This window comes from Lactobacillus johnsonii ATCC 33200 (assembly GCF_000159355.1).
GTDB classification, from domain to species: Bacteria; Bacillota; Bacilli; order Lactobacillales; family Lactobacillaceae; genus Lactobacillus; species Lactobacillus johnsonii.
The window spans coordinates 815,099-839,054 of record NZ_GG670120.1; the positions used below are offsets into that span (position 1 = coordinate 815,099).

The following is a 23,956-nucleotide window of genomic DNA, read 5'->3' on the forward strand; positions in this document are numbered from 1 at the left end:
GAAGCTTATAAAGATTGTAGTAATACCCTTTCTTCTTCAATAGTTCCTCATGTGTACCACGTTCAACAATTCTTCCTTTATCCAAAACAATAATCTGGTCCGCATCTGCAATTGTTGAAAGACGATGCGCAATTGCCAAAGTCGTTCTTCCTTGACGAAGCTTCTTTAATCCCTCTTGAATTAAATTTTCGGTTTCTGTATCGACATTAGCCGTTGCTTCATCTAGAACTAAAATTTTAGGATCAGTTACTAAGGTTCGTGCAAATGAAATTAATTGTCGTTGTCCTTGACTAAGTTCTGATCCACCTTCAATCACTTTTGCATGATATTTACCAGGCATCTTTTCAATAAATGAATCTGCTTGTACGGTTTTAGCAGCATCTTTAATTTGTTGATCTGTAATTTTGTCATTATACAAGCGAATATTTGAAGAAATGTCTCCATAGAACATAAAGGGTTCTTGTAAAACTAATCCTAGTTTTTTACGTAATTCTTTCTTCGGAAACTTCCTAATATCAATGCCATCAATAAGTACTTCCCCACTACCAAATTCATAAAATCTCATCATTACATTGATAATTGAACTCTTTCCTGATCCAGTATGACCAACAATTCCTAAAGTTTCACCCGGATTAACTACAAAAGATACATCATGTAAGATTTCATTCTCTCCATCATAAGAAAAGTTGACATTTTTAAATTCAATCTTTCCTTTTGAAATAACTGCTCTTTCATCATTTTCTTGTCGCGGTTCGTATTCTTTTTCATCCATAATTCTAAAAATACGTTTACCTGCCACAATTCCATCCTGAAAAGAAGTCATTCGATCCATCATAGTAGAAATAGGATTAAAAAATTGTTGTACATATTGAGAAAAAGCATATACAATTCCGGCAGGAACAAAAGTCTTTTGCAATGGAAAACCAAAATACATTAACACTAGTGCAAGAGCCAATGAATAAAGCAAACTAGTCATTGGCGATAATAAAAGCGAGTTAACTCGAATCAAGTTAAAACGTGTTCTCATTAAAGTACCATTCTCATTTTCAAAATGGTTTGTCATTCTTTTTTCCTGCTTAAATTGCTGAATTAGAGAAACTCCTTCAATAGATTCATTTAAGTTAGTATTAATTCGACTAAGCCGTTCCCTAAAAGCACGATACAATCTAGAACTCTTTTGTGTATAAATCCAGAAAATAAAACCTAAAATTGGTAAAAACAGCAAGACAATTAACGCCGCAAATTTATTAGTTACATACATCGCTATAAAAGCAGTTACTAAAGAAAATACTCCAATGACTACTTGACAAAGTACTCCTAAAAAGTCGCTTAGAGTCATTGTATCATTAGTGACTCTTGATACAATTGAACCTGCTGGCGTCTGGTCAAAATAGCGCATCCCTAAACTATGAAGTTTTCGATATAAATCTTTTCTTACACTTTCAAGTGTCTTTTCAGCGCCAAGTGCATATAAATATTGATATACAAACTGAAGAATTGCCTTAATAATTGTTCCAAGCCCATATAATAGTCCAGCCCAAATTATAATCTGTACTGTCGCTTTTTGTTTGATCAAATAATTATCTAAGAAAAACTGTAGTCCTCTTGGTAAAAGCATATTAATTACACTTACTAAGAAAGCTCCAAAAATTGCAATTCCCATTTCCACTTTAAAAGGCTTTACGTATTTTAAAACTCTTTTAAATATTTGGACTTGTTCTTTAAATGGGATAGCCTTAGACCAAACTGATTTGCTTTCTTCATTATTGTCCATCTACTTCACCCACCTTTGCTTGTAGTTCTTGTTTACGCCACATTTCAGCATACCAACCATTTTGAGCTAAAAGGTCAGCATGTTTTCCTCTTTCAACAATCTTCCCCTCTTTTAGAACTAAGATGAGATCAGCATCCATTACTGAGGTCAAACGATGAGCTGCAATCAAGGTCTTTTTTCCTTTTCTTTCCGATTTAAGTGAATCCAAAATAGAGGTCTCTGTCTTTGCATCTACCGCTGAAAGAGCGTCATCTAATATCAAAATAGGACTTTCTTTTAACAAGGCTCGTGCAATTGATAATCTTTGTTTTTGTCCCCCAGACAAAGATACTCCATTCTCACCTACCAATGTTTTATATCCGACTGGCATTTGTAAAATATCATCATGCAAATCACTCTTTTGAGCCGCAGATTCAATTTTATCTTTCTCCACATTTTCATCAGAAAAAGCAATATTTTTTTCAATAGAAGTAGAAAATAAGAAATTATTTTGCGGAACATACGAAATTTCACTTAAAAGTAATTTTAAAGGGATATTCCTAATATCATGACCACCTAAGCTTATTCTTCCTTGGTATTGATCAAATTCTCTTAATAAAAGCTCAATAATAGTTGTCTTTCCGGATCCAACTTTTCCCACTAAACCTAATGTTTGTCCTGGTTTTAATGTAAAATTAATATTTTGCAAAACTGGTATTTCTTTTTCATCAGGATAGGCAAAGGATTTAATTTCATATTTTAAATCACCTTGAATATCTGTAGTTGTTAAGCTTTGATCAGCGTTTTCATCAGTAATTTGAGGTTTTTCATATAATAGACGTTCAACACGATCATAAGAGGCTGATCCACGCTCTAAAATATTGAATAAATAACCAATTGCAAACATCGGCCATACCATATTAGAAATATAAGCAATAAAGGAAACCAATTGACCAACTGATAAAGTACGATTTGATACCAGTAACCCACCATAGATAATTGTAATTACATAAGTTGCTCCAATAATTAATGTCCCTAATGGATCAAACATTGAATCCCATTTAAAAACTTTCTTATTGATTTGAATGGTATCATCTACCATCTTATTAAAGGAAGCTGAATCCTGCTCACTTTCACCAAAGGCTTTTAATACTTTAATTCCGGAAACTGATTCTTGAGTTTTATTATTTAAACGTGAAAATGCAGCTTGTGATTTGTCAAAACTATAATGAAGCTTAGCTCCTAACTTCCAAGCACTTAAAGCAAGAAAAGGAAGTGGTAAAAGGGCAATAATAGTTAACCTAAAATCGGTAAAAATAATCATCGCAATCATTGTAGTTCCACCAGTAACCAAAGAGTCAACTAAAGTCAAAACTCCATCTCCAGCTACATTTTGAATGGAATTGATATCATTAGTCGCATGTGCCATTAAATCCCCGGTGCGGTGCCTTTGATAAAAAGTTTTATCCATTATCATAAAATGCTTGAATAAGCGGGATCGCATTTGTCTTTCTAACTCTGCTGCTCCACCCCAAATTTGCTTACGCCAAAAGTAGCGCAATAAATATAAGACTATGGCTGCAGCAATGACAGCTAAAACTAAGGCACCATACTCACCCCAGCTAATTGACCCTTTATCTAGCTGGTCAGCCATCAGCCCCAAAATTCTAGGTGGGACTAAATTGGCAATTGAAGTTAAAGCTAAAAAACTAATACCAATAATATATCTTTTCTTCTCTTGCTTAAAAAACCACCCTAATTTGCTAAAAATATTCATTTTTCACCCCACCATATACAAAAAAACAGAGGAATACGATCCTCTGTCTATTACCAAATATTAGTAAAGTAAGCTACTATTTTTGTTGTTGATGCTTCATCATATTCATAACTTGATTAAGCTTCTTAGCAGATGGTTTTTGTCCCATTTGCGCCATCATAGCTGCAATCATATCTTCACTAATAGGAGGATTGTCTTGGAAATACTTCTTCATGTATGCGCGAGCACCATAAAATCCGCCAACAAGACCGATTAATAATGCGATAATAATAAGAAAAATTGCTAAACCTAAATTCATTTCCCAAAAACCTCCAAAAATTAATGTACTTTTTCAGCATACCAAAAAAATAGTATTTTTTAAAGTAAAATATTAATCTTTTCTTAATCCTTTACGACGTTGTGCCTCTTTAGCTTTTTCTGAGGTTACTTCTTTACCATCTTTGTCAATGACTACAGTATCCTCTAATTGTTGTCTAAATCCAGCACGGAAGTTTTCTAGAAAAGCAGATCTTAATTTTTTACGTTCCTCTAACTCATCAGGAGTTAATTCACGTTCTCTACTAATTTTAGTTAATTCATTGATTCGCTTAATTAATTTTTCTTCTTCTTTTTTGTCCATAATAAACACCTCACTAAACAATGTTAGTTTACCTTAATTATACCAATAAAAAAAGACTCAACTACTAAGAACGCCTGTTTGCCGAGATAATATTTTTTTGTTAGAATACTAATAAGTAAGTAAATGGAGAAAAAATTATGACTGAACCACATGCAAATAAACAATTAGAAATTTTACGTTTTATTTACGATACTGTTGAAGAACGAGCTTTTCCTCCTACAGTGCGAGAAATCTGTAGCGCAGTGGATCTTTCTTCTACTTCAACCGTTCACGGTCACTTAGCACGCCTAGAAAAGAAAGGGTATATTTTAAAAGATGCCACTAAACCAAGAGCAATCGAAGTAACTGAAAAGGGTCGAGAAGCTCTGGGAATTAAACCTAAAGATATTCCTGTTGTTGGCGTAGTTACTGCTGGTCAACCTATCTTAGCCGTTCAGAACATCGATGAGTATTTCCCTCTTCCTCCTGATCTCGAAAATGACGCTGGCGAGCTTTTCATGTTACGTGTGCATGGCGAATCAATGATTAATGCTGGAATTTTAAATGGTGATCATGTCATTGTTCGTAAACAATCTAGTGCTAATAATGGTGAAATTGTTGTCGCTATGACTGAAGATAACGAAGCAACTGTCAAAAGATTTTTCAAAGAAGACGGTTATTACCGTCTGCAGCCAGAAAACGATACAATGGATCCAATTATTTTACCTGTGGTTCAAATTTTAGGTAAAGTTGTAGGTCTATATCGTAATAATATTGATTAAAAAATGGTAGGAAGTGTCATTCCTACCATTTTTTTGCTATTTAATTAGCGGTTTTACATTTAACCAGTCTTGCGCGATTACTTCAGCTAATTTTCTATTATAAAAAACTGCTGCAGGATGGTATTGTGGTACAACGATATACTTTTCTTTAGACCAGATATAACCATCTTTTTTATCGTTTAATTCTAAAATTGGGGTATTTTCAATAATTTTTCCATGCACATTACTAATTTCATATTTATCATCTAGCAATCTTGTTAGAGCCGTAGTACCCACTGTTACAATGATTTTAGGTTTAACACACTTAATTTCATAATCTAAAAATGGTGCATGTGCCAAAATTTCCTTTTTAGTCGGTTTTCGATTAGGATAGTTGATTACTTCTTTATTTTCTTTTTTACTAAATGTGTGCTTAATACTATAAGGACGGCTTCTGACAGCACTAGTTATATACACATCTTCTCGTTTAAGACCGATTGAGGCTAAAGATTTCATTAATTCTTTTCCAGACGCACCGTGAAACGGGATTAGCGACTCTATCTCTTCTCTTCCTGGCGCTTCTCCTACAATCATAAGCTTTGGATGAACTGGACCAGCACCAAAATTAATTCCTTCTAATTTCATCCCCTTTGATCTTTCCTTAACTTCAGCTAAGAGTTTATCTGGATATTTCATTTTCAATATATTCCTGTGCCTTCTTCAATAATTCTTTCAATTCTTCATAATTTAAACAGGAATTAGCTTCTGCTAAAGTTGCCCATTTATAATCTCCAATTTCACTTTTTTGTAGTTCTATTTTTTGATCCGGGTTAAATCTACTCAAAAACAATGTTACAGTTTTTAATCGATCCCGGGCAATTTTATAAGTAATACTTTCCTCAAAATCAAAATCATAATCTGGCTTTAGTCCCACTTCTTCATAGACCTCTCTTTGAGCAGCCTGTACATTATTTTCATCCTTTTCTAGATGCCCTTTCGGAAAGCCCCAAGTTCGGTTAAGTCTACTTTGGACAAGTAAAAATTCTATTTTATTATTTTTAATACGATAAACAATACTACCAGCTGAATACTCATGCATCTTTTTTACTCCCTTCTTATGATTGCTTTTGTTATTTTCATTATAAGCTAAATTAAAATTTTCGACCTCTTCAAGACCTTTATCTCCTATTTAATTATATAAATTAAACTTAAAATTATTTTTCATCTTCTTTGTTTAATCGACAAAATGCTAATTTAAGGTTACACTTTATGTTGAAATAGATTAAACAAGGTGAAAAAATTGAAGAAACAAGAACAATCTGAAAGCTGGGGTCAGTGGATTCTCCAGGTACTAATCCTAGTAGCCATATTTTTTGGTATCTTCTTTGTACTAAATAAATATGTTTTTGCCAATTTAACTGTATCTGGAATTTCAATGCAACCTACTTTTGAAAATAACGATCGTGTAATTGCCCTTCGGCATGCTAAGATTAAAGAAGGTGACATTGTAATTGTGGATGCGCCTGACGAGCCAGGAGCCCTATATATTAAGAGAGTAATCGGGTTACCGGGAGATACCATTGTAAGTAAAAATAATCAAATTTATATTAATGGTAAAAAACTTAATCAACCATGGTTAAAGGCTGGGCAAAAATTAATTGACAATGGAGAGGACGGAATCTCAGGTACTAAATATACTAATACACAAAATTTCACTCTGAGTTCTCTAGCTAAAACTCAAAATTATCGTCAATTTTATACTTCAAAGCAACTAAAAGAAATGCAAAAGACTAATAAAGTTCCTGCTAATACTTATTTTGTAATGGGAGATCATAGAAGCGTTTCTAAAGACAGTCGCTATATTGGAACAATTCCACGAAGTAAAATTGTGGGAGTAGTAAAGATGCGCTACTGGCCACTAAATCACATTACATTTTATTAATCAAAAAGAGTTTCTTTTTTTGAAACTCTTTTTTTATCTACAAAAAAAAGCCATCTCTTTCGAGATGGCTTTTAATACTGTCTTGATTAATTGAATTAACCGCGACGCTTTTCAGCAATTCTAGCTGCTTTACCGTGACGTTCACGTAAGTAGTAAAGCTTAGCACGACGTACACGACCGTGACGAAGAACTTCAACCTTAGCAACACGTGGGTCATTTACTGGGAAAGTACGTTCAACACCAATACCTGATGACATCTTACGTACAGTGTAAGTTGCGCTGATACCAGCACCCTTACGCTTAATTACAACACCTTCAAACATCTGAATACGTTCGTGAGTACCTTCTACAACACGTACGTGAACACGAACAGTGTCACCTGCACGAAAGTCAGGCATATCATCGCGTAATTGTTCTTTAGTTAATTCTTGAATTAATGGATCCATTATTTTCTCTCCTTCTACGGCATTCATCAACACCTTGTGCCAGCGGAATACCCATAAATCAGTGGCTTATGCCACAACGACTAGTTTACCAAATAGAAAAATGCTTGTAAATACTAATTCTCTTTTTCACTTTTAATTTCTTCAAGCATTCTCTTTTCTTCATCTGTTAGCTCACGGTCAGCTAACATATCAGGACGGTAAAGATATGTTGCCCGTAAGGCTTCCTTATGGCGCCACTCAGCAATTTTTTGGTGATTACCCGATGTTAATACTTCAGGGACTTTCTGACCTTCAAAATCAGCAGGACGCGTATATTGCGGATATTCTAAAAGACCGTGTGAAAAACTTTCTTCTACTGGAGAAGCAGAATTTCCCAAAATCCCCGGTAAGAGACGAACAGTAGCATCAATCATACTCATTGTTGGTAATTCTCCACCAGTAAGGACGTAATCGCCAATTGATACTGTTTCATCAGCCAAATCATAGATTCTCTGATCAAAACCTTCATAGTGACCACAAATAAAAGTTAAATTTTCTTCTTTTGACCAATCTTGGGCCATTTTTTCATTGAAAGTTTTTCCTTGTGGAGCAGTAATAATTACTTTTCCTTTATTAGTTAAAGAATCTAGAGCTTTTTTTATTGGCATAATTTGAAGTACCATCCCAGCTCCACCTCCATAAGGAGTATCATCGACATGATGATGTACGTCGCTAGTAAAGTCACGGAAATTAACTAAGTTTAATTCCCATTTTTTGTCTTCTAGACCTCTTCCCAACATTGATACCTGCAAGGGAGTAAACATATCTGGAAAAAGGGTTAAAACATTAATTTTCATCTCGTAATCCTTCAAGCAAAGTTACTTCTATTCTCTTATTGGCTAGATCAACTTTTTTAACTACTGATTCAATATTTGGAATCCAAAAACTCTTTCCTTTTTCTGGCTTTATCTCCCAAATATCATTAGCACCAGGAGTTTCAATATTTTCTAATACTCCTAGCTTTTCTCCAGTCTCAGCATCATAGACCGGGCAATTTAAGATGTCCTTAAAGTAATAGCTACCTTCAGGTAATTCTTGTTGATCTGTTTCTGCTACATATAATTCTTTACTGCAAATTTTTTCAGCTTGATCAATATCATCAATCTTTTCAAATTTAACTAAATAAAATTGTTTATGGCGTCGAGTATTTTCTACAATTAATTCTTCATACTGTTTATTATTCTTAATAAACAATCTACTTCCTGTAGCTAATCTTTCCTCTGGAAAATCAGTTGTTGCATTTACCTTAACTTCTCCCTTTAATCCATGAGGAGACAATATCTTTCCAACTTCAAAATATTCAGTCATAGAACTTATTCTTTCTAAATAAAAAAGTTTGGGAAGAGCTTTCCCAAACTTCTAATTGCAATAGTAAATTACTTACCGTACTTTGCGTCGTGGTATCTAGTCATCAAACCAGCTTTTGAAAGTAAGCTTCTTACAGTATCTGATGGTTGAGCACCTTTTTCAAGCCATTCAAAAATCTTGTCTTCTTCAAGCTTAACTTCATCAGGGTTAGTAAGTGGGTTATAGTAACCAACTTCTTCGATGAAACGACCATCACGTGGCATACGTGAATCAGCAACTACGATACGGTAAAAAGGTTTTCTCTTTGAGCCCATACGGCGCATACGAATCTTAACAGACATTAATTAATTCCTCCTAAATTTCTTGACTTAAATAATATAGCATATAGAAAAATATGTGTAAAGGGTTTTTCCTTAACAGTTGAAAATTATTTTGAACGATAACGCTTAATATTCTTCATCCGTTTCTTCTTATTTTTCTTAAAGCGCTTATTCATTGATCTCATCGCCATCTTACCCATTGGTGAATTCATTCCTGGTAAGTTAGCCAATTCACCCATATCACCTTTGGTCATCTTTTGCATCATTTCTTTTGATTGCTTAAATTGTTTAATCATTCGGTTAACTTCAGCGATCGATCTACCAGAACCGGCAGCAATTCTACGTCTTCTGGATGGATTAAGAATATCAGGATTTTCACGCTCTTCTGGAGTCATTGAATAAACAATAGCCTTAATGTGATCGATTTGTTTTTCCGGAATCTGAATATTTTTAAGAGCAGGATTATTACCCAATCCAGGAATCATTTTAATGATTTGATCTAGAGGACCCATTTTTTGAACTTGCTCCATTTGATCAATAAAGTCATTAAAATCAAAAGTATTTTCCCGCATCTTTTCAGCCATCTTTTCGGCTTCTTTAGCATCGTAATCTTGCTGAGCCTTTTCAATTAAGGTCAACATATCACCCATACCTAGGATACGTGAAGCCATTCGATCAGGATGGAAAGTAGAAAGATCCGTTAATTTTTCACCTTGACCGGTAAAGATAATTGGGAGACCAGTGACAGCACGAATAGAAAGTGCCGCACCACCACGAGTATCTCCATCAAGCTTAGTCAAAACAATTCCAGTTAGATCTAAGTCATTATTAAATCCTTCTGCTACTTGTGTAGCTGCTTGACCTGTCATTGCATCAACAACTAATAAAGTATTATCAGGATGAGCAACTTCAGTTACACGTTTCAATTCGTCCATCAATTGCTCATCAATTTCAAGACGCCCAGCCGTATCAATCAAGACATAGTCATTTTTATTTTTATCAGCTTCTTCAAGACCATGCTTTACAATTTCTGCTACATCTTGGTTATCTTCACTATAAACCGGTACGTCTAATTGTTGGCCAATTTGCTTTAACTGCTCCATAGCAGCTGGACGGTAAATATCACCTGCAATTAACAATGGACGAGCTTTTTCGTTCTTCATTAAGTAATTTGCAAGTTTACCGACAGTAGTAGTTTTACCAGTACCCTGTAAACCGACCATCATAATGATTGTTGGAATATGCGGAGATTTATTAAGAGAAACAGCCTCTTCTCCCATCATTTTAGTTAACTCATCATCAACAATTTTGATGATTTGTTGTCCTGGATTTAAGCTATCTTGGACTTCTTTACCTAAAGCTTCCTTTTTTATTTTTTTAATAAAGTCTTTTACAACCTTAAAGTTAACGTCCGCTTCTAATAAAGCCAATCGAATTTCACGACTAGCGTCATTAATATCCGCTTCTGAGATCTTACCTTTACCAGTTAAATTTTTTAATGCTTTTTGAAGTCTTTCACTTAAATTTTCAAAAGCCATACTATTCTACTCCCATTTGTCTTAATAATTTCAAAAGTTCAATCTGAGCTCGATTAATTTTGCCATGTTCAAGGGCATATACTGCCTCAGTAATTTTTTCTTCTATTTGAGTATAATCACGTTTCATATGAAGTTTATCTTCATATTTTTCTAAAGCACGGCTGCTTCGTTTCAAATTATCATAAACAGCTTGTCGAGAGACATGGTGATTATCTGCAATTTCTCCTAAAGAAAGATCATTGTAATAATAATCCTCAAAATACTCTTGTTGTCCTTTTGTTAATAATGGACCGTAGTAGGCAAATAAGTCGCCTAATCTTTCATTTTTTTCAAGTTCATCCATTTGTCTCACCTTGAAACAGTATAGCAAAAAAAATGTATTTCTAAAATAATAGCTACGTAGTTTTAAGAGACTTTTAGCTTAATTAATTTCAAAAAAGAAGGTTAGGCAATTTTTCCTAACCTTCTTGTATACGAATATTTTAATTAAAGATTTGGATCCATTTTAAATGTTAACTTAGACATCTTAATTGCATCAGTAAACATTTGACCCATTAATTTTTCACTATCTTTCTTAGTATGAGCAACAGTCTTTTGATTTTCACGAGTTAAGTAGTCGGTTAATTCTTCACCACTTAAATCTTTAGCATTTTCAATAATTTCTTCAACTCTACCGCGGTAATATCTATTCAATTCTTCAAGATATTTAGTGTCAAGTTGCACAAATTGAGGATAATGACTTTCAACTAAAGCAGCAAGAGATTTATAGTACCACCATGCATCATCTTTATTATAGGTCATTGACGTATTGTTAAATGATGGATCAGTTTCATTCATATTAGCAAAGAATGGGATATATGGGGTAAATGTTGGTCCACCAATACATAACCACATAATACTAGCCATTTCTTCAGGAACATCGCTTCTAATTTGCAAAATATGTGAGTTCTGAGTTCTATTTAAACCAATTGGACGATAACGATGCTTCTCTTCCTCAGTTCCATGACCAAACGGATCAAATGGAGTATCTTGATAATGAGAACCAAGTGCAAATTCAATATCTTCCTTAGTCAATTTCTTAGAAGGTTTTCTAATGAAAGGAATATCTGGATCTTCAGGATCTTGTTCAATTTCTGGGTTGAAAAGTTTTTGGATATACCATTGACGACTAGTGTTGTAGTGACGATCTTGTTCAGTATAAGTTCCAAAAATGTGACGGAAATTCCAACCTGCATGATCAGGATTTAAGTGATGTTCTTCAACGAATTCTTGAATTCCTTCACTCCACATAAAGTTATCTGGATCATCAAAGTTAACTTGTTGAATAGCAACACGGTTACCAGTTGCTGCATAACAGTCATCTGGAATGCGTTGAGCAACCCAATGGTGTCCTGTAACAATTTCCATGTACCATACTTCGTCTTTATCACCAAACAAAACTGAGTTTCCAGCAGGTGAACCATATTTTTTAATTAAGGAACCAAGACGTTTTACACCATCTCTTGCAGAATCAATATATGGCAAAACTACAGTCTGCATACAATCTTCATCTAAACCATCTTTAACCAATGGATCAAATGCTAATGTTCTTTCGTTACCATAAGTTGATTCAGTACATGACATAGCAACATTCTTTTGGTTGATACCACTTTCGTCATAATAACCTAACTTTTTATAGTCAACGTTTGGAACTGCTGGAACTCTTTGAGCATCTTCAGGAAGATCCATTTCAAACTTATTAAGCCAAGATTTAATTTTACGTCCTTTTTCACCATGAACAGCTGGCTCAATAATAAACTTTTGTGGCGTAATTGCACCTGCAGTATCGTCATTACGTGAAATCATTACTGATCCATCAATTGATGCTTTTTTTCCAACTAAAATAGTTGTACATGCACTTAAATGCTTCATTGTTTACTCCTTATATATTAATTGTAGCTTTGCCTATTATTAGATTAATCCTTGGAAGAGACCAATTGCAAATTTTTCTGCATCAAAGTTTGCTAAATCATCAACTTTTTCTCCAAGACCAACTAATTTAACCGGTAAATCCATTTCATTTCGAATTGCTAATACTACTCCACCTTTAGATGAGCCATCAAGCTTAGTTAAAACTAGCCCTGTAAGTTTAGTAGTTTTATCAAAGTCTTTTGCTTGTAGTAGGGCATTTTGACCTGTTGAGCCATCAAGGACTAAAAGGACTTCATTTGGTTGATCGGGTAGGATCTTTTTTATTGTTCGCTTAATTTTATCAAGCTCGCTCATTAAATTGACCTTATTTTGAAGACGACCAGCAGTATCCACTAATAAGAAATCAATTCCTCTCTCTTTAGCCTTTTTAACACCATCATAAACTACAGAAGCCGGATCAGCTTTTTCAGGACCAGTGATTACTTCAACCCCATCACGTCGACCCCATTCTACCAATTGTTCTACAGCACCTGCTCTAAAAGTATCGGCCGCTACCATCATGACAGACTTGCCCGAGTCTTTAATTCGCTTAGCTAATTTACCAATTGTTGTTGTTTTTCCAGCTCCATTAACACCAACAAAAAGATAAACATTAGGCTTTGCAGAAGGATCATCAGCTAATTTAGAATCTTCACCTTCCCCGCCTTTATCATAAATATCGACTAATTTTTCAACTATGACTTGCTTTAATGCATCATGGCTTTTTGCATTTTGGAGTTTGGCTTCATCCCTTAAAGAATCAGTTAATTCTTCAGCAGTTTCAAAACCAACGTCAGATTCAATTAATAAATCTTCAAGATCATCAAAAAAGTTTTCATCAACTGTTCTAAATTTAGCAAAAAATGCATTTAGACGTGCCCCAAAAGAATGATTTGTTTTTTCTAACCCTTTGTCATATCTTTCCTGTTCATCTTCTGTAGTTACTTCTTCAGAGCCCTCTTCAGAAGATTTAGTTTCTTCGGGCTTTTCCTCTTCTTTTTCTAAATTAGATGATTCTTGATCTTCTTGAAATTCTTCAGTTTCTTCAGTTTTTTCAGCTTCATCTTGTTTTTCTTCAAAAGCAGTTCCGGCATCACTCCAGCCAGGAGTCTCCTTAACTTCTTCATTTTCTTCTTCATGTTCATCTTCAGAAGATTCTGACTTAGGCTCTACAACCTCTTCATTTTTTTGAATATCTTCGGCTTCATTGGTTTCTTCAGGCTCTTGAAGTTCTTCATTTGAATTTTCAGTTAGTTCTTTTTTACTTTCTTCTCGTTCTTCATCTTTATGACCAAAAAGAGATTTCTTGATTTTATCAAATAATCCCACTACTAATTCACTTCTTTCTTAATTTCATTTAACGATACAGATAACACTTTTGAAATACCTGATTCTTGCATTACGATTCCATACAAATTATCTGCTTTCTGCATAGTTCCACGACGGTGTGTAATAACAATAAATTGAGTTTTCATATCATAATGATTCAAAAACTGAGCAAAACGATCAACGTTTGTTTCATCTAAAGCTGCTTCTACCTCGTCTAGAATACAGAATGGTACTGGGTTAACTTGAAGCATTGCAAACAATAAAGTAATTGCAGTTAATGCCCTTTCCCCACCAGAAAGAAGCGTTAACTTCTGGGATTTCTTACCCGGTGGCTGCGCAATAATTTCAATTCCAGTTTCAAGTAAGTTCTTTGGATCAGTTAACTCTAATCTAGCATGACCACCATCAAACATAATTGGAAAAATCTTTGCAAAGCTTCTTTCTATCTGGTGGAAGGTTGCGCTAAACCTACTCTTTACCTCATCATCTAGTTTAGACATTGACTCTTCGATATCTTTTCTAGCCTTTAGCAAGTCATTCTGTTGTCCATTTAAGAAATCATAACGCGTTTTAACATCTTCATACTCTTCAATAGAGTTCAAGTTAACCTCACCAATATCTGCTAAAGACATTTTATGTAGGTGAACTTCACGTTCTAATTTCTTACGCAAATCTGTTGTATTTTGTCCCTCAGATAATTGCAAAGCTGCTTCAAAAGTTAAGGAATATTCTTCACTTAAAATACCAAGTTTTTGATTAATCTGGGACTTAAGTTCTCCTAGCCTTGCAGAATACTCTTCTTGCTCCGCAGCAGTATTTTTACGCAAATTATAATTTCTCGTAGCAACTTGATCAAGATTATTTATTTGAGCATCAAATTTACCTAAATCTTTATTTATTTCAGCTAAAGCCTCTTGCATTTGTTTTTTCTGCTTGCTTAGCTTAGTAACTTGCTCTTCAATTTCTGACTCACTTTGTCCATTTTGAGACAATGACAAAGCTTTAATTTTTTCTTCAATATCCTTAAGTCTGGAATTAGTATTTTCAAGCTGTTCTTCCAATTCAGATTTCTTAGTAGTAATATTTTCTAATTTATTTTTTACTACCGCTAAGTCGGAATTTAAGTTACTTAATTCTGCTTGTAATTTTTGATAAGCTTCATCAAAATCGGTCAACTGAGTCTTTAATTGATCCATTTTTGCTCGTTGTGTTTGAGCAACTTCTTCAAGTTCCTTCTTTTTAGCCTGCTCTTTTTCAAGACGGCTAGTAAGTTCAGCTTCTTCTTGCTTCTTCTCAAGTTGGGCCTTTTGCTGTAAATCATTTAACTGAGTTAGCCTTTGAACTTCTTTTTCTTCATTTTCATACTTAATAGCTTGCTCACTAATTTTTTGATTTAAGGCAGTTAAATCAGTATTTTTAGCTTCTAGCTCTGTTTGTAACTCTGTTAATCTTTGATCTAATTCGTTTAGGGCTGTTTGTAGTTTAGTAAATTCTACATTCCCTGTCTTAATTTGCCGGGTTAATTTATCAATTTCAGCATTTGTGGCTAGAGGAGAATTATTTCTTGTATTTCTAGTCCCACCAGTCATACTTCCTCCAGGACTAATAATATCTCCGTCCAGCGTCACAATTCGATAATATCGTCCAATTCTGCGTTGAACACGCAAAGCCGTATCAATAGTATCTACCACTAAAACATTTCCTAAAAGGTAAGAGATAGCATTAGAAATATCAGTCTCAGTTTTTGATGTTACTAAGTCTGCTGCCACGCCTTTAAATCCTTCAATACTTTGTAAGGATTTTAAAGTGGAGGCAGCAATCTCATTATGACGTAATCCATCTAGAGGTAAAAAGGTAGCCCTACCTGTACGAGTTTGCTTCAACAAATTAATGGCATCCCTAGCACTACTTTGGTCAATAGTAACTAAGTCTTGAACGCCACCACCTAAAGCCGTTGACAAAGCGGCTTCTAATTCAGCTGGAAAAGAAATTAATTCCCCAATAACCCCTACAATTCCATGAAAATCACTTTGATGGTTTAAAACATATTTAACCCCATAATAGTATCCTTCATGTCTATCTCTAATTTTCTTTAAGCCTTCTACTTGTGCAGAAAGTTGTTGTAAATCATTTCTAACCTTTACGTAAGCTTGTTCACTTTGGTCCTTAAGCTTACTCTCTTCAGCAATTTTTCTATCAAGAGTTGCAATAGTTTCATTTAATTGTTTTCTCTTTAAAACAAGGTCCTGACCTTGTTTTTTTAATTGTGCAAGAATTTTTTGAGCTTCACCTAATTGTTCTTCAACCTCTTGCTGGCGATTATCATTCGATTTTTTACTACGAGTTAGCTCATTTTTTAAATAGACAATCTCGTTATTATTACTCGTTTGATCCTGCAAAGTTTGAATATAATCAGAGCGAACCTTTTCTAATTGATTATTTAACTGCTCGGGACCTTGCTTAAGTTCCTGCTTTAAATTCTTTTGTTTCTTTACAAAATTAGCAAGGACTTGGTTTTGACTGTTTAGATCTTTTTCATTAGCTTCAAGCTGGCTCAATAAACGTTTTTTTCGCTCTTTTAGCTCCTTAGATTGTGCATTATATTCCTTTTGAGTAGCAACATCATATTCTCGAGATTGTTGATGCATTTGAAGATCAGTAGTCAGAGTGGCAATTTTTTGTGTTAAAGATAATAAATCTTGCTGCTTTTCATCTTTTTCAGCATGGCGCTCATTTGATTGCTTACGTTTTTCTTCTAAATCAGCTTGGGATTGTTTAACCTCGTCATCAAGCTTATTTAAAATCCCTTGATTTGCTGCCGCCTTCTTAGCAACCGCCTTCTTCTCTTCATTTAGACTTTCAATCTCCAAGCCCAAAAGTTGTTTTAACTTATGATCAAGCTGTTCCTTCTGAAATTTATATTCTTTTGCTAAAGAACTCTGTTCATGTAACGGCTCGATTCTACCTTCCAATTCTTTAACCAAATCATTAATTCTAATTAAATTAGCATTAGTTTTGTCTAATTGCTTGAGTGCAATTTCTTTTTGCTGCTTAAAGTGAAGGACGCCGGCAGCCTCTTCAAAAATTCCTCGACGCTGTTGTGGCTTAGAATTAAGAATTTCATCGACCTTCCCCTGAGAAATTATTCCCAAGCTATCAGATGACATCCCTGATTCAATAAACAGTGTCCTAACATCTTTCAATCTTACTGGATGATGATTTAAAAGATAATCACTTTCGCCGTTACGCAAAATCTTTCTCGTTACGACCACTTCATCATTATCAGAAGCAAGTTGGTGATCACGATTATCAAAAACCAACTCAACCTCAGCATGATTCATTGGAGCTCTCATTTGACTACCAGCGAAAATAACATCTTTCATATTTTCACCACGTAAAGACTTGGCAGATCCTTCACCCATTACCCACCGAATTGCTTCAGTAATGTTACTTTTCCCACTACCATTTGGACCAACGATACCGGTAATACCATTATTAAATCTAATTGTCGTCTTATCAGCAAAAGACTTAAAACCATTTAAAACTAATTGTTGTAGTGGCACAGAATCACCTTTTCTTATTTATTTTTATCTAATGCAGCTTGAGCTGCTTGCTGCTCAGCAGCTTTTTTATTACGTCCTTGTCCCTCTGAAACTTTTTCACCATTTACAAGTAGCTGAACTTTAAAAGATGGCTTTGATTCATCTTCAGATATTACTTGATATTCAATTTTAACTGGTCCATTTACCTGCAAACGTTCCTGAAGTTCAGTTTTATAATCACGTGACGCATTAAAATCTCCTTCAGCAATTAATGGATACACTGTTAAATGCAAGAAGTGCTGTACTGCCGGCATTCCTTGATCTAAGAAAAGTGCACCATTGAAAGCTTCAAACACATCTTCAAGAAGTGTCTTCCGCTTCCTAGCGCCAGCTTTTTCTTCTCCTTTACCCAAATCAATTTCTTCTGGGAATCCACATTCAATGGCAAATTCAGAAAATCCTTCTGTTCTAACAATGTTAGATCGCATTCTTGTCAATTCCCCTTCATTTAATCTGGGAAAATGACGATACAGATAATCAGATACCGCTAATTCAAGAACAGCATCACCAAGAAACTCTAATTTTTCATAGTCCTTTCTTCCGGAATGCTCATTAGCATAAGAAGAATGTGTAAATGCATCTTCAAGCAATTTTTCGTTATTAAATTTTATTCCGTATTTTTTCTTTAAATTTTGTTTAAAAGCTACTGAAACCATAGTTGCTTCCTTTCTTTAACCCTTTAATTATACCTATTTTAACCTATTAAAAAAAGATAAAGAAAAAGTGTGACCTACTATAAGTCGCACTTTTAAATAATTTTTATTTATTTTGCATAGCCAACGTAGTACCAGTTAGGGAATCCGCCACCCATACTCTTAGATGGCTCTAGTGAATATCCAGTCAACTTATTGTTAATTGCGTAAATATTGTAGCTATTAGCAACTGGCACAACATAAGCTTCCTTATCCATGTAAGCTTGCCATTGGTGGAATTTCTTAACTCTGTAGCTATTATTAAAGGCCTTTTGTGAATCAATATCGTTTAACAAGTCAGTGTTTTCTTTAGTGACAAATCTACTGTAGTTAAATGGTGCCTTTGCGCCGTATAAGTCTTGAGGTGATGGTTCAGAAGAGAGTGACCATGCACCAATGAACATATCTACATCTTTAGAATCATTTTGAACCTTGTCGTAGAATGAATTCATTTCCATTAAACGGCCACCAGTTAACTTAACGTTCAAGCCCATTTTCTTCCATTGTTGAATATAATTTTGAATGATTGGCTCTTGAACTTTACTACCGCTCATGGCAGCTAAGTGAATAGTTAAAGGCTTACCATTTGGTTGAACACGGTAATTTCCCTTCTTCTTATACCCTGCTTTATCTAATAGTTCATTACCCTTTTTAATGTTATAAGTGTAACCCTTAACATTCTTATCGAAGTAATCACCGAATTGCTTTGGAATTAAAGTTGGAATTCTAAATGAAAGACCTGAAGAGTATCTCTTATAAACTTGGTCAACATTCATACCGTAGGCAATAGCTTGACGAAGAGAACGATTATTCATCTTTGCGTCCTTATTCATCACATTTTCGCCTTTGGCTGCATCCCATTTACCCACTTTAAAGCCTAAATAACTATATGAAAGTGGAATATTAGCAATAAAGTTTACTCCTTTAGCACCCTTAATATTTGGCCATTGAGAATTACTTACTTGCGTTACATCAAATTTATTACTCTTAATTGATTGAGCAACTGAAGCCGGAGTAATTACTGAAGCAGTTATCTTCTTTAAGTGTGGTTTACCCTTATAGTAATGTTCATTTGGAACCCATGAAACTGATTGTCCACGAACCACTTTACTTACTTTATATGGACCATAGAACAATGGATTCTTACGGATCTTATTGCTTGAAATAAGTTTATCAAATGGAACATCTTTTAAGTAATGATATGGAGCTGCTGCTTCCCAAATATATCCATTACCACTTTGCGTCATACCCGGCTTCATTTCTTTAAAGTGGAGCACTACTGTACGACCATTTTTGCCATCTGGCATTTCAATACCTGAAATAGTGTTAGACTTCCCATCATGGTATTCTTCTAATCCTTCAAGATTAGCTAAACTTGAAGTGTAACGCTGAGAATGTGTTGCCTTATTTGCAATAATTTCATAGGCGTATTCATAATCTTTTGCAACTAAAGGTTGTCCATCAGACCACTTAACTTTAGGATTAATGGTAATGGTTGCAGTTTTAGCATCTTTATTAATTTTAATATCTGCTGCTCCACCCTTAACGTATTTATAGGTATTATTTGTAGCAAATAATGATTCATCACCATATTGCATTACTTCTGAGTCTGTATTGTTAGTAGACAATTCATCATTAAAAATACCAGTAAACGGTGTATCAGTAACTACAGCAACGCTGACATTTCCACCATCCTTAATTGTCTTCTTAGGAGTTGACTCCTTGAAATTAGGATGACTAGTATTATTGCTATTACTATTACCACAGGCTGCTAAAGTTAGAGCTACACCTGAAAGCAAAGTTAATGTACCAATTAATTTGCCTTTCTTCATTAATTTTTCCTCCAATAACATTGGACAAGTTGATATATTTAATTTTAGCACTGAAAACGATTAAAACAACTTAAATAAAAAAAGACCGTCACTTAAGACGATCTTTATGAAGAAATTTATCTAATATTATTTTGCAATTCCTACATTGTACCATAAGCTGTTTGCTGCTGATGGTTTAGATGAGTAACCTGTAATCTTGCTGTTAACTGCATCAATACTATAACTGTTAGATACTGGAACAACGTAGGCTTCATCATCCATATATTTTTGCCATTCATGGAATTTCTTAACACGGTAATTAGTATTAAATGCCTTTTGTGAATCCATTTCTTGAAGTAACTTAGTGTTCTTAGCAGTTACAAAACGACTAAAGTTGTATGGTGCTTTTGCATTGTATAAGTCATTTGGTGATGGTTCTGAAGATAATGACCATGCACCCATGAACATATCTACGTCTTTAGAATCATTTTGGACCTTGTCATAGAAGGAGTTCATTTCCATCAAACGACCACCAGTTAACTTAACATTCAAGCCTAATTTCTTCCATTGTTGGATATAGTTTTGAATAATTGGTTCTTGAGTAGAGTCACCACTCATAGCTGCAAAATGGATAGTTAAAGGCTTACCGTTTGGTTGAACACGGTACTTACCCTTCTTCTTATATCCAGCTTTATCAAGAATTTCATTTCCCTTCTTGATATTGTAATCGTAGCCCTTAACATTTTTATCAAAGTACTTACCAAATTGTGCTGGAATTAAAGTTGGAATATGGAAAGTCAAACCGTTGGTATAACGTTTGTTTACAGCGGAGATATTCATACCATAAGCAATAGCTTGACGTAATGCTTTATTATTCATTTTTGCATTCTTATCCATTACGTTTTCGACTTTAGCTGCATCCCACTTACCTACCTTAAAACCTAGGTAACGATAAGACAAAGGAATCTTAGCGATCCAGTTAACATTATCAGTATTGGCAACGTTCTTCCATTGAGTATTAATTACACCGGCAATATCATACTTATGACTCTTAATAGCTTGAGAAGCTGAGTTAGGGTTCAAAACTTGAATTGTTACTTTATCTAATTTTGGTGTACCTCTCCAGTAGTACTTGTTAGGAACAAATGTTACTGCTTGACCACGTACAACCTTACTCATCTTATATGGACCAAAGAATAGTGGCTTCTTTCTTACTTGATCAGATGATTGTAGTTTATCAAATGGAACATCCTTCAAGTAGTGATATGGAGCTGCAGTTTCCCAGAAGTAGCCGTTACCACTGAACTTCATACCTGGTTTCATTTCTTTGAAGTGAATAACAACGGTTCTTCCATTTTCACCATCCGGCATTTCAATACCAGAAATAGTGTTAGATTTACCATCGTGGTATTCACTCATACCAACAATATTTTGAAGTGAGTCAGTATAACGTGATGACTTAGTTGCCTTGTTAGCAATAATTTCGTAAGAATATTCAACATCCTTAGCAGTTACTTGCTTACCATCTGACCACTTAACACCATTTTTAATTTTAATAGTAGCAGTTTTGTTATCATTATCTAATTTTAATGTAGCTGGTCCTTTGTCATTAATTTGATAAGTATCATCAGTATCAAATAACGCTTCATTAGCAGGTGCCATAGCATCAGAGTCATCCTGAGTATCAGAAAGTTCATTTAAAAAGATACCAGTAAATGGTGTATCAGATTCAAGTGCAACACTTACTGTACCACCCTTTTTAACAGCTTTCTTTGGAGTAGCTGACTTAAAGTTCTTAGTTGGGTTATCTACTTTTGAATTTGAATTGTTACCACATGCTGCTAATGTTAAAGCAACACTAGAAAGTAAAGTTAAACTTCCAAATAGTTTGGCTTTCTTCATAGTTATATTCCTCCATCTATTTGGGACAAGTTGATGATTTAATATTATCATCATCGAACTCATAATACAACGTTTTTACTCAATTATTTTTAATATTTTTTAATTTATATTTGAGTATTTTGCTACAAGTCCTTGATAAATCAATGTTTATTCACTATTATTTTTACCATAAAAAACTTATTTTATACCCATTTATAATATAAATATCTCCTACATTCTATCGCTTTTATATAAAGACATACAAAAAAGCAACTCAATTATGAGTTGCTTTTTAATGTTTAAATAATAAAATTTAATTTTCACGTTGACGAGCATCCCCAGCTCTTTGAAGAGCACGACCAACGTAGTTAATACTTAAGGAAATGACCAATAACAAGATAGTTGCTGGCATCCATAGCCATGGACGGGTAGTAACATTAACTGGATCATTAGCAAATCCAATTAAAGTACCTAGGGATGGTGTAGTAGTTGGTAATCCATATCCCAAGAAGGATAAAGTAGTTTCAATACCAATATTTCCGGCAATCATTAATACGACGTCAATTACCAAAGCTGAAGTAATGTTAGGCAAAACTTCACGGAAAATAATGGTTAAATTAGAAGAACCAGACGTCTTGGAAGCCAAAACATATTCACGTTCTCTCTGTGACAAAACAAACGCCCGGAAATATCTTGCCGTTGTTGTCCACCCAAACATAGAAATCAATAATACTAAAGTCCAAGCATTGTAGTTAGGAATAACAGTGGTTAAAACAATAATGATTGGGAATTGAGGTAAAATTTGGATGAAATCAACTATACGCATGATAACTGCGTCAGTTACCCCACCAAAGTAACCTGAGAACAAACCAACTAAAAGTCCGACACCTTCACAAAGAACAGTAACAGATAGACCAATCAAAATAGAGTTACGTCCACCCATCATTAGTAATTTCAAGATATCACGGCCACCATCGTCTGTACCAAAGACATGACCGGATTCACCCCAAGCATAATATGCTTCGGCAATATTAATCTCTGTTACTTGACTCTTATTTAAGAATAAAGAACCAACAAAAGTGAATAATAAGATAGCTACAATAATACAGAATGAAACAAATGCTACCTTATCACGCCAAACCTCACGTACAATGATCTTAAATCCAGATGGTGGTAGAGAGGTTTTAGCATTTTGATCTTTTTTCGATGTATTTTTATCTTTAGCCATAATTTACTACTCCTCCCTACTTAATCCGAATTCTTGGGTCAATAATACTCATGATAATATCAGATAACAAGTTACCAACTAAAGTTAACACACCAAATAATAAAATCAATGCAGTTAAAGTTGTGTAGTCACGTTGTCCAATAGAATCAAGGAACAATTTACCCATACCAGGATAACTAAACACTGATTCAATAACCATTGAACCGGAAAGTAAACCAGTGATAGTGTTACCAAAGAATGCAGCAATTGGTAAAAGTGAGTTTCTTAAAATATGTTTATTGAAAACAACATTTTCAGGTACACCCTTACTACGTGCAGTTCTTACATAATCTTCAACCTTGTTATCAACAATACCGGTTCTTAAGTATTGAACAATAGTTGTAGTAGAGATTAAAGCACAAAGAATTGAAGGCAAAATCAAGTGATAAATTCTACTCCAAAAATAAGCCAAAGTTCCTGGGTTTACATCTGCACTAACGGAACCTGAGATTGGGAACCAACCTAAAGTAAATCCGAATAGCCAAATACCTAAAATGTAGAAAACAAATGGAGGTACTGCGAATGTAATATAGTTAAAAATTTGTACTCCATGATCTTGCCATTCATCTTGGTGACGACCTGCAGTAACACCTAATGGAATAGCGATTACATAAGTTAAGACAACAGTCATTAAAGACAACCAGAAAGTGTTAACTGCACGATCCCAAATCAAAGAAGTAACTGGAACCTTTTGAATATATGATTGTCCTAAATCACCGTGGAACATATTTCCAAGCCAGCGAGTATATTGCACCCAAATTGGATCGTTCAATCCATATTCTTGTCTTAATCTTGCAATTTCCTTAGGGTCTGAATTCGGATTAATCATTCCAGTAAATGGGTCACCAGGCATCATTTTAGCCAAAACAAAGACTAGTAAACTCAAGATAAGTAACTGGGGGATCATAATCAGGATTCGACGTAAAACCGTTTTCCACATAC

At 34.4% G+C, this 23,956-nt stretch carries 22 protein-coding genes; 2 read left to right on the top strand and 20 right to left on the bottom strand.

Annotated elements, in window-relative coordinates:
- The 4 genes from HMPREF0528_RS03920 to HMPREF0528_RS03935 form a co-directional block, all read right to left on the bottom strand.
- On the bottom strand, positions 1-1,774 hold a 1,774-nt coding region (locus HMPREF0528_RS03920; protein ID WP_004895275.1), incomplete at its 3' end, for an ABC transporter ATP-binding protein.
- On the bottom strand, positions 1,764-3,530 hold the full coding sequence (locus tag HMPREF0528_RS03925; protein WP_004895277.1) for an ABC transporter ATP-binding protein: 1,767 nt from the start codon (positions 3,528-3,530) through the stop codon (positions 1,764-1,766). The genes HMPREF0528_RS03920 and HMPREF0528_RS03925, both read right to left, overlap by 11 nt.
- Positions 3,531-3,606: 76 nt before the next feature.
- Positions 3,607-3,828: a YneF family protein gene (locus HMPREF0528_RS03930; protein WP_003649044.1), complete on the bottom strand. Its 222-nt coding sequence runs from the start codon at positions 3,826-3,828 to the stop codon at positions 3,607-3,609.
- A gap of 72 nt (positions 3,829-3,900) precedes the next feature.
- Complete coding sequence (locus HMPREF0528_RS03935) at positions 3,901-4,149, bottom strand: DUF896 domain-containing protein (protein WP_004895283.1); 249 nt, start codon at positions 4,147-4,149, stop codon at positions 3,901-3,903.
- A 137-nt stretch (positions 4,150-4,286) separates the two neighbouring features.
- Between HMPREF0528_RS03935 and lexA the strand changes: the two genes are divergently transcribed.
- Positions 4,287-4,910 (top strand): transcriptional repressor LexA, encoded by a 624-nt coding sequence (gene lexA / locus HMPREF0528_RS03940; protein WP_004895286.1) that lies wholly within the window; start codon positions 4,287-4,289, stop codon positions 4,908-4,910.
- Between the two features lie 36 nt (positions 4,911-4,946).
- On the opposite strand, the gene HMPREF0528_RS03945 is transcribed toward lexA, so the two are convergent.
- Both HMPREF0528_RS03945 and HMPREF0528_RS03950 read right to left on the bottom strand, forming a co-directional pair.
- A complete protein-coding gene (locus HMPREF0528_RS03945; protein WP_004895288.1) occupies positions 4,947-5,585 on the bottom strand; it encodes a uracil-DNA glycosylase in 639 nt (212 codons plus the stop codon).
- A complete protein-coding gene (locus tag HMPREF0528_RS03950; RefSeq protein WP_004895290.1) occupies positions 5,569-5,988 on the bottom strand; it encodes a bis(5'-nucleosyl)-tetraphosphatase in 420 nt (139 codons plus the stop codon). The genes HMPREF0528_RS03945 and HMPREF0528_RS03950 overlap by 17 nt, the downstream gene beginning before the upstream one ends.
- A 201-nt stretch (positions 5,989-6,189) precedes the next feature.
- Here HMPREF0528_RS03950 and lepB point away from each other — a divergent pair, with 201 nt between their 5' ends.
- Positions 6,190-6,831 carry a signal peptidase I gene (gene lepB, locus HMPREF0528_RS03955; RefSeq protein WP_004897109.1) on the top strand — a complete coding sequence of 214 codons (642 nt, stop codon included), beginning with the start codon at positions 6,190-6,192 and terminating at the stop codon, positions 6,829-6,831.
- A gap of 95 nt (positions 6,832-6,926) precedes the next feature.
- Here the strand turns inward: lepB and rplS are convergent, their stop codons facing one another.
- The 14 genes from rplS to opp4B form a co-directional block, all read right to left on the bottom strand.
- On the bottom strand, positions 6,927-7,277 hold the full coding sequence (rplS, locus tag HMPREF0528_RS03960) for a 50S ribosomal protein L19 (protein WP_003647502.1): 351 nt from the start codon (positions 7,275-7,277) through the stop codon (positions 6,927-6,929).
- Positions 7,278-7,390: 113 nt separating this feature from the next.
- On the bottom strand, positions 7,391-8,113 hold the full coding sequence (trmD, locus tag HMPREF0528_RS03965; RefSeq protein ID WP_004895296.1) for a tRNA (guanosine(37)-N1)-methyltransferase TrmD: 723 nt from the start codon (positions 8,111-8,113) through the stop codon (positions 7,391-7,393).
- Positions 8,103-8,624, bottom strand: a complete 522-nt coding sequence (rimM, locus tag HMPREF0528_RS03970; protein ID WP_004895297.1) for a ribosome maturation factor RimM — start codon at positions 8,622-8,624, stop codon at positions 8,103-8,105. The genes trmD and rimM overlap by 11 nt, the downstream gene beginning before the upstream one ends.
- 68 nt (positions 8,625-8,692) lie before the next feature.
- Positions 8,693-8,965: a 30S ribosomal protein S16 gene (gene rpsP / locus HMPREF0528_RS03975; RefSeq protein WP_003647505.1), complete on the bottom strand. Its 273-nt coding sequence runs from the start codon at positions 8,963-8,965 to the stop codon at positions 8,693-8,695.
- A gap of 86 nt (positions 8,966-9,051) precedes the next feature.
- Positions 9,052-10,482 carry a signal recognition particle protein gene (gene ffh / locus HMPREF0528_RS03980; RefSeq protein WP_004895299.1) on the bottom strand — a complete coding sequence of 477 codons (1,431 nt, stop codon included), beginning with the start codon at positions 10,480-10,482 and terminating at the stop codon, positions 9,052-9,054.
- A gap of 1 nt (position 10,483) precedes the next feature.
- The gene (gene ylxM, locus HMPREF0528_RS03985; protein WP_004895302.1) at positions 10,484-10,825 is read right to left on the bottom strand and encodes a YlxM family DNA-binding protein; all 342 of its coding nucleotides are present in this window, start codon (positions 10,823-10,825) and stop codon (positions 10,484-10,486) included.
- Positions 10,826-10,968: 143 nt separating this feature from the next.
- On the bottom strand, positions 10,969-12,393 hold the full coding sequence (locus HMPREF0528_RS03990) for a C69 family dipeptidase (protein WP_004895305.1): 1,425 nt from the start codon (positions 12,391-12,393) through the stop codon (positions 10,969-10,971).
- Positions 12,394-12,432: 39 nt separating this feature from the next.
- On the bottom strand, positions 12,433-13,761 hold the full coding sequence (ftsY, locus tag HMPREF0528_RS03995; RefSeq protein ID WP_004895308.1) for a signal recognition particle-docking protein FtsY: 1,329 nt from the start codon (positions 13,759-13,761) through the stop codon (positions 12,433-12,435).
- Positions 13,762-13,763: 2 nt separating this feature from the next.
- Complete coding sequence (smc, locus tag HMPREF0528_RS04000) at positions 13,764-17,324, bottom strand: chromosome segregation protein SMC (protein ID WP_004895309.1); 3,561 nt, start codon at positions 17,322-17,324, stop codon at positions 13,764-13,766.
- 14 nt (positions 17,325-17,338) lie between these two features.
- Complete coding sequence (gene rnc, locus HMPREF0528_RS04005) at positions 17,339-18,019, bottom strand: ribonuclease III (RefSeq protein ID WP_004895312.1); 681 nt, start codon at positions 18,017-18,019, stop codon at positions 17,339-17,341.
- A 107-nt stretch (positions 18,020-18,126) separates the two neighbouring features.
- Entirely contained in the window at positions 18,127-19,887 is a 1,761-nt protein-coding gene (locus tag HMPREF0528_RS04010) for an oligopeptide ABC transporter substrate-binding protein (protein ID WP_034525138.1), read from the bottom strand.
- Positions 19,888-20,013: 126 nt separating this feature from the next.
- Positions 20,014-21,768, bottom strand: a complete 1,755-nt coding sequence (locus HMPREF0528_RS04015; RefSeq protein ID WP_034525140.1) for an oligopeptide ABC transporter substrate-binding protein — start codon at positions 21,766-21,768, stop codon at positions 20,014-20,016.
- 292 nt (positions 21,769-22,060) lie between these two features.
- On the bottom strand, positions 22,061-22,975 hold the full coding sequence (locus tag HMPREF0528_RS04020; RefSeq protein ID WP_004895319.1) for an ABC transporter permease: 915 nt from the start codon (positions 22,973-22,975) through the stop codon (positions 22,061-22,063).
- Between the two features lie 16 nt (positions 22,976-22,991).
- A complete protein-coding gene (gene opp4B / locus HMPREF0528_RS04025; protein ID WP_004895321.1) occupies positions 22,992-23,954 on the bottom strand; it encodes an oligopeptide ABC transporter permease in 963 nt (320 codons plus the stop codon).
- Positions 23,955-23,956 lie beyond the last annotated feature (2 nt).